The 7084-nt window shown below is 61.8% G+C and carries 8 protein-coding genes; 1 reads left to right on the top strand and 7 read right to left on the bottom strand.

Going from position 1 to position 7084, the window contains the following annotated elements:
- Positions 1-298: 298 nt before the first annotated feature.
- Positions 299-1105, top strand: coding sequence for a helix-turn-helix transcriptional regulator (locus AC3AYF_RS13945; RefSeq protein WP_487779885.1), 807 nt, complete (start codon positions 299-301; stop codon positions 1103-1105).
- A gap of 36 nt (positions 1106-1141) precedes the next feature.
- Here the strand turns inward: AC3AYF_RS13945 and AC3AYF_RS13950 are convergent, their stop codons facing one another.
- The 7 genes from AC3AYF_RS13950 to AC3AYF_RS13980 form a co-directional block, all read right to left on the bottom strand.
- On the bottom strand, positions 1142-1969 hold the full coding sequence (locus AC3AYF_RS13950; protein WP_487779886.1) for an ABC transporter ATP-binding protein: 828 nt from the start codon (positions 1967-1969) through the stop codon (positions 1142-1144).
- Entirely contained in the window at positions 1957-2757 is an 801-nt protein-coding gene (locus tag AC3AYF_RS13955; protein WP_487779887.1) for an ABC transporter permease, read from the bottom strand. The genes AC3AYF_RS13950 and AC3AYF_RS13955 overlap by 13 nt, the downstream gene beginning before the upstream one ends.
- A gap of 10 nt (positions 2758-2767) precedes the next feature.
- Positions 2768-3802, bottom strand: coding sequence for an ABC transporter substrate-binding protein (locus AC3AYF_RS13960; protein ID WP_295041030.1), 1035 nt, complete (start codon positions 3800-3802; stop codon positions 2768-2770).
- A 93-nt stretch (positions 3803-3895) separates the two neighbouring features.
- Positions 3896-4636: a class II aldolase and adducin N-terminal domain-containing protein gene (locus AC3AYF_RS13965; RefSeq protein WP_295041028.1), complete on the bottom strand. Its 741-nt coding sequence runs from the start codon at positions 4634-4636 to the stop codon at positions 3896-3898.
- 147 nt (positions 4637-4783) lie between these two features.
- Positions 4784-5770: a LysR family transcriptional regulator gene (locus tag AC3AYF_RS13970; RefSeq protein WP_295041026.1), complete on the bottom strand. Its 987-nt coding sequence runs from the start codon at positions 5768-5770 to the stop codon at positions 4784-4786.
- A gap of 45 nt (positions 5771-5815) precedes the next feature.
- Positions 5816-6661 carry an amino acid ABC transporter ATP-binding protein gene (locus AC3AYF_RS13975; RefSeq protein WP_487779888.1) on the bottom strand — a complete coding sequence of 282 codons (846 nt, stop codon included), beginning with the start codon at positions 6659-6661 and terminating at the stop codon, positions 5816-5818.
- Positions 6658-7084: ABC transporter permease subunit (locus AC3AYF_RS13980; RefSeq protein WP_295041022.1), on the bottom strand; the 427-nt coding region annotated here is incomplete at its 5' end. The genes AC3AYF_RS13975 and AC3AYF_RS13980, both read right to left, overlap by 4 nt.

Raw genomic sequence — 7084 nt, forward strand, 5'->3', positions numbered from 1 at the left:
CCGACCACGTCGCCGACAACCGCGCTCGAACCGGGTCCGGGAAAAGATCTGGCGGGAGCGGTCGACGCGTCCAGCAACAGCGTCGCGCCGGCCCAATTCGAGGCCAGCAAGACGCCGAGTTCGCTATCGTCGAGACCGAGACCCAGCGTGATACGTGAATCGGGTTCCATCCACTCTCTCCGGTCAGCCGCGAAGACGTCGGTTGACGCCGCTGTCGGAAACCCTAGTATTCTCCGCTATCCTACAAAATCCGTGACTTTATCCTACGTTTGACAACCCTAGGCTCGGCGGTCATTTCATGAGTACATTCGCCTCCCCTTCGCCCTCGCTGGGCGAGTTCCTGCGTGCCAAGCGCGCCGACATCACCCCCCAGATGGTGGGCCTGCCACCGGGACGCCGTCGACGCACGCCGGGCCTGCGCCGCGAGGAAGTCGCCAGCCGCGCCAGCATGGGTTCGGCCTGGTACACCGCCCTGGAGCAGGGCCGGGACGTGCAGCCCTCCGATCAGGCGCTGGCCTGCCTGGCTCGCGCACTGATGATGAACGAAACCGAGCGCGAGCATCTGTATGCGCTGGCCGGGCGACCGGCACCGCCGCGCGCCATCGACAACGGCTCGACGATCAACCCGATCCTCCAGCGTCTGCTGGACAGGATGGAGCCGGACCCCGCCTACGTGATGGACGCCTACTGGGAAGTGGTCGCGTGGAACGGTGCCGCCGCTGCGCTGTTCAACATCGAACGCCCCGGAGACAAGCACCCGCGCAACAAGCTGTGGTGGGTCTTCACCCAGAAGCGGATCGAAACGCACGAGGCCGACTGGCTGAAATCGGCCCGCACGCTGGTGTCGATCTTTCGCAGCCAGGCTACGCGCTACGCCGACGATCCGCGCATGCGCCGGTTGATCGATGATCTGCTCGAGACCAGCGATGCCTTCCGCGAACTCTGGGCCGAGCAGGGCGTACTCGATCTCGCCAGTAGCCGCAAGGCGATGCGAATGCCGGACGGCACCAACCGCGAGTTCGACTATCTGCCGCTACGCATTCCCGACCTGCCCGGCGCCTGCCTGATGATCTATCTGGGGGTGAGTCGGGACAGCGCGGATTGACTTGCCTGTCAGAGCACCTCGGCAAGCCTCCCGAACCTAGGTGTCGTCATGGTGAAGGATGCCCAGTATCTCGCGCTTGATATCGAGGAAGTGCTTTTCCATCACGATCTCCGACGTGCGCGGCCGTGGCAGATACACTTCGATGGTTCGACTGATGACCCCGGGGCGCCCACTCATGACATAGATACGGTCGGCGAGCAGGATCGCTTCATCGATATCATGAGTGACGAAAAGCACGGTCTTGCTGTTGTGGCCCCAGACATTGAGCAAAAGTTGCTGCATGGAGAGTCGGGTCTGACTGTCGAGCGCACCGAACGGCTCATCCATCAGCAGGATATCGGGGTCGTTGGCCAGCGCACGCGCAATCGCCACCCGCTGCATCATGCCGCCGGATAGCTGGCGTGGCCAGGCATCGGCAAAGCGCTCCAGCCCCACTTCGCGGAGATAGTATTCGACGATTTCCTTGCGCTGGGCGGCTGGCAGGCGACGTCGCTTCAAACCATATTCCACGTTGTCGCGTACGTTGAGCCAGGGAAACAGCGTATAGGCCTGAAATACCATGCGGTCGGCGCCAGGCCCGTCGATCCTCTTGTCGTTGACTCGAATCTCGCCGGAAGTGGGCTCGATCAGACCTGCAGTGAGATAGAGCAGACTCGACTTGCCGCAGCCGGAGGGTCCGACAATGACCGCGAATTCGTTCTCGGCCACCTGCAGGGAAATGTCCTCGAGCGCGGTCACGGACTGCTGGCCCGAGGAGAACGTCAGCCCGATCTGCCGGATATCGAGACAGGTTCGTGGCCCCGCATTGAGTGCCGATATCCGAACGCCGCCCCGCGTCATCTCGCCATCGTTCAAAGCGCCCATGATGTCAGCCTCTTGCGGAGAAGTCGGAAAAACTGATCCGTCACCAACCCGAGCAGGCCGATCAGCCCTATGGATAAAAAGATCACATCGACCTGAAAGCCTCTCATCGCCTTGAGGCTGATGTAGCCCAAGCCACTGTTGGCCGCGACGAGTTCGGCGACCACGACAAACGTCCAGGCCCATCCCATGGTGACTCGCATCATGTCGATCACACCCGGCAGACAGGCGGGAAACAGGACATGCGTGACAACGTCCCGGCGCTTGGCGCCAAGCGTGTAAGAGGCATTGATGAGATCTTGCGAGACCCCACGTGATATGTCGGCAATCATGACCAGCTGTTGGAAAAAGATACCGAAAAAGATCACCGTCACTCGCTGCTCGATGCCGATGCCAATCCACAGGATGAATAGCGGGACGAACGCCGTGACCGGCAGGTAGCGCATGAAATTGACCAGCGGGTCGAGAAACGCCTGAGCAAGACGAAAGCTGCCCATCAGGATGCCGAGCGGAATCGCGATCGCGGACGACAGCAGGACACCGTAGAGGACGACCTGCGCGCTCGCCCAGACATCCTTCCACAGCGAACCATCGCCGATCATGCCGACCGCGGTCGACAACACCGCGGTTGGCGTGGGCAGAAAGATCGAACGAACCAGACCGCTGTAGGTGACCAGCGCCCAAAGCGCAATCACGACAAGCCAGACACCGATACCCGCGCTCCACGTCAGCGTCTTCGGGATCGTCGCTCTTGGCGTGAGGCAGCGTTGCCATAAAGAAGCGTGAGCCATTGTGATGCCCTCACGGTTGCTCGACGAAGGAAGGGTCGACGATATCGGCGTAAGTGGCACTGATATTACGATCCTCGAGCTGATTCCAGGTGTCGCGGGCAACATCGATCAAGGCGGAGATGGAGCCGGGCTCTTCCTGGGTGCCGAGAATGCGCCGATTGCCTGGCTCGCCGTAGAATTCGACGCCTTTCGTCGCCTCGGCCAGATCCGCGGGGTCCTTGAGGTAGCCGCCAACCCCTTCTGCCATGAGTCGATAAGACGCTTCCGGGTGGGACTTCAGATAGTCGACAGCCTGGTAAAGACCGGCAACCAGCGCCTTGACGTCATCGGGCTGGTTATCGATGACATTACAACTCAGGGCGACGACGTCGATGATGACCCCTGGCGTCGCGCTGCTATCGACCAGCACGTGGCCCACGTCATGACTTCGCACGAAACTGAGATTCGGCTCCCACGTCACCGCCACCGGCACGCGGCCGGCGATGAAAGCGGCGGCCGCGGCATCGGCGGACATGTTCTGAACCGTGACGTCGCTGAGCGAGAGACCATGCTGCTTGAGCAGATACGAGAGCCAGAATTGGGAGGCCGAGCCCTCATTCATGGCGACTGTCTGGCCCTTGAGCTGCTCGACGGAGGTCACGGCGTCGTCGGTCAGCACACCGTCACCACCGTTGCTGCCATCCAGCACGACCACCGTCTTGAAGCAGAAATCCGGTGAGCGATATTTGAGCAGCTCGGCTATGGTGCCTGCCGAGCCATCCAGATGGCCAGCGGCTTGAGCCGCCATGTAGGAAGAGGAGTCTTCGAAGGTCGGTAGCTCGACCGTCAATCCATTTTCCTTGAAGAACCCCTTCGCCTGCGCCAGGTAGAGCGTACCGTAACCCACCCAGGTGGTGTGTCCGATCGACAGCGTGCCGGCCTGGGCCGCCACGCTGGACAGCCCCAGCGCGGCTGCACCCGCGAAGCCGAGCGCCCTCCGCCTCCATGTCGAAGGCGGAAGCTTCAGGCTGATCGGAGCGTTCGAGGATTGGCTTTGTAATCTCATTGTTGTTCTCGCTGTGGACTGTCACGATAAGCATCAGGGTATTGCCGTAAAGCGGGACGCTGCCGCAGGACAACTGCCGCAGCGGTCGTACGCTCAATCCGCGTAGGAAGGATCCTCGCGATCCAGGATGGCTTTCATCTCTTCGAAATGCGCCAGCGAGAAGTCGCGTATGGATTCCCAGTCGCGCGCGGTGGCTTCGGCGATCTCGTCAGGCAGCACGTTCAGCGGCTGGCCGGTCGCATACGCCTGCACCAGCGTGCGGCATCCGCGCTCGAGGGTGTACATGTCGTCGAACGCTTCGCCCACGGTCTGCGCCGCGACCATCACGCCGTGATTCCCCATCATCAGACGCGTCTTGTCCCCGAGGAGCGCTGCCAGCCGCTCTCCCTCCGCCTCGCTGTTGGCCATGCCGCTGAAGCCACTGTCGATGGCGACACGGTTGAAATAGCGCGCCGTGTTCTGGTCGATCGGCAATACCGTCGGATTCTTCAGCGTCGCGACCGTGGTGGCATAAGGGGGATGCAGATGCAGGACGACCCGCGCCTGCGGCATCAGGCGATGCATCTGGCCGTGAATGGCCCAGGCCGTCGGATCGACGACCGTGTCGAGATCCGGGGCCTCGCCATCGAGATCGAACAGCACCAGATCGCTGGCGCGGATGCGGGAGAAATGCTTCCACTTGGGGTTCATCAGAAAGCGGCGACCGTCGGCGGACACCGCTGCACTGAAATGGTTGGCGACGGCCTCGTGGAGACCCTGCCTGGCGACGATACGGAACAGCGCCGCCATGTCGATACGGAGCTGCGTTTCATCGGGGAGCGACACGGTGGACATGATGAGAATCCTTGTCATTGTTATGGTGACGCAGTCGAACACCTATCGACTTTCGTCTCACTGCTGCCACGCTACTGAGCCGCGTTGATTTTTTAAAATATCTTTATTCGCTCTTCGGCATCAGTTTTTCCTATCCACGTCTCGGACTCACGTCTCGGCCTGACTCAACTCGCTGTGCTTGAGAAAGTCACCCATGGCCTGAGCGGCCGGACTCAAGCGAACACCCTTCAACGTCGCCATCCCGACCGTCAGCGCGCGGACCTCTCCGTCCAGCGGGATCGTGCGAAACGACTTGCCATCCAGCGCCAGATGTCGACCCGGTGGCACGTTGAGCAGCGAAAAGCCAAAGCCATTGGCCACGAGGCCACGCACCATGCCGAGCGAGGTCGCGCGATGTGCGATCTTTGGCTGGCGTGGCGCATCGATGAACAGCGACAGGAAGTAGTCCCGACTCATGGGCCAGTCGAGCAGCACCATCGGATACTCGCTGAGCATGTCGATGGTCAGCCGCTCATGCGCGGCCAGCGGGTGATCGGGGGCAACCGCCGCGTAGGGCGGAAAGCGGCACAGCGGTTGAAACTCGATATCCTCCGGCACCTGCATGTCGTAGATCAGCCCGAGTTCATATCGACCTTCCCGCAACCCCTCCACGATATCGACCTGATGCCCCTCGTCGCATTGGGGCACGACCCGGGGGAACTGGGTGAGGAATGACTGCATCAAGCGCGGCATGAAAATGGGCGCGAAGGTGTGAAACGCCGCCATGTTCAGCGGACCGGCAATCTCTTCACCCAGCGATATCGCGAACTGCATCAGGCTGTCGGCATCGTAGAGCAGGCTGCGCGCCCGTCCCAGCAACTGCATGCCTGCGGTGGTCAGCGATAGCCCCTGTGCATGGTGCCTGACGAAGAGTTGAACGCCGGAGGCCTCCTCGAGGTGAGCGATCGCGGCCGAGATCGAGGGCCGAGACACGTGTAGCTGTTCCGCTGCGCGGGTGACGCTTTTCAGTTCACCGGCAACGACGAAGTATCGCAATTGCTTCAGGGTGGCATGCAGCATCTGGGCTCCCTGGCACAGCCTGGAGTGATGGAAACGGGCATCATCTCGCGTGGAGATGACGATGCGTTTCAGCATCTTGCGCCCCCGCTGATGGGGCGTCCATGCCAATCCCGTCCCTGCTCAGTCATCGACACGGTTCAACGCTGGCGCCGCCTCGAACAGGGAATTCCTTTCCAGATAGTTGCCGAGAAATTGCGCGAGCCTGGGCGATTGCGGGTGCCTGAACAGCCGCGTGGGCGGCCCTTGTTCCACGATATGCCCTTGATCGAGAAACAGCACGCGATCGGCGACCCTGGCGGCGAAGCCCATTTCATGCGTCACGACCACCATGGTCATGCCCTCTTCGGCGAGCTGTCTCATGACCTGCAACACCTCACCGACCAGTTCGGGGTCGAGCGCCGAGGTCGGCTCGTCGAACAGCATGATGGCCGGCGACATCGCCAGGGAACGCGCGATGGCAACACGCTGCTGCTGACCGCCGGACAGGCGATTCGGCCAGGCATCGGCCTTTTCGGCCAGCCCCCCCTTCTCCAGCGTCGCCAGTGCCAGCCGGTGGGCCGCGTCTTTTTTCATGCCGCGCACTCGCAGCAGCGCTTCCATGACGTTCTCGAGAACGCTCAGATGCGGCCACAGATTGAACTGCTGGAAAACCATACCCATGTTGCGACGCACGTCGCTCAAGCGAGAGGGACGCGAGCGCACGCGACGACCGTCGCTGGCGCGGTCGTAGCCCAGCAGCTCCCCTTCGACGAACACCTCGCCATCATCGTAATTTTCGAGAAAGGCGAGACTGCGAAGCAGCGTGCTCTTACCCGATCCGGACGGTCCGATCAGACAGACGACCTCGGAGCGCCGGATCGACAGGTTGATATCTTGCAGCACCGTATGCTCGCCGAACCGCTTGCTCATGCCCCTGGCTTCGAGCATGACGTCGCCGCCTCCCCGCTTCGCTGCTGAATGATTCATGCGGCTGACTCCCGCGGCTTGAGGGCGCGTCGTTGCTGCACACCCTGGGTGAGATAACGACTGGCTCTGCGCTCGAGCCACTGGCCCAGACGAGAGCAGAGCTCGGCCAGAAGGAAGTAACCGACACAGAGCGCCAGCAGGGTTTCGACATAGGCGAAGGTCTCGGCACCGACGCCCGTGAGGACAAAGGTCAGTTCAGGCACCGTGATGATCGACAGCACCGGCGTCTCCTTGCCCAGGATAGTGGTGAAGTTGACCAGCGCCGGCAGGATGAGGACCAGCATCTGCGGTATCTGTACGCGCCAGACGATCTGCCACGACGTCATCCCCAGCATGGCGGCCGCCTCCTGTTGCCCACGTGGAATCGACGTGAAGCCGGTGCGAAATATCTCGGCAAAATAGACGCTGCCATAGATCCCCAGG

It is taken from the genome of Salinicola sp. (genome assembly GCF_982684285.1).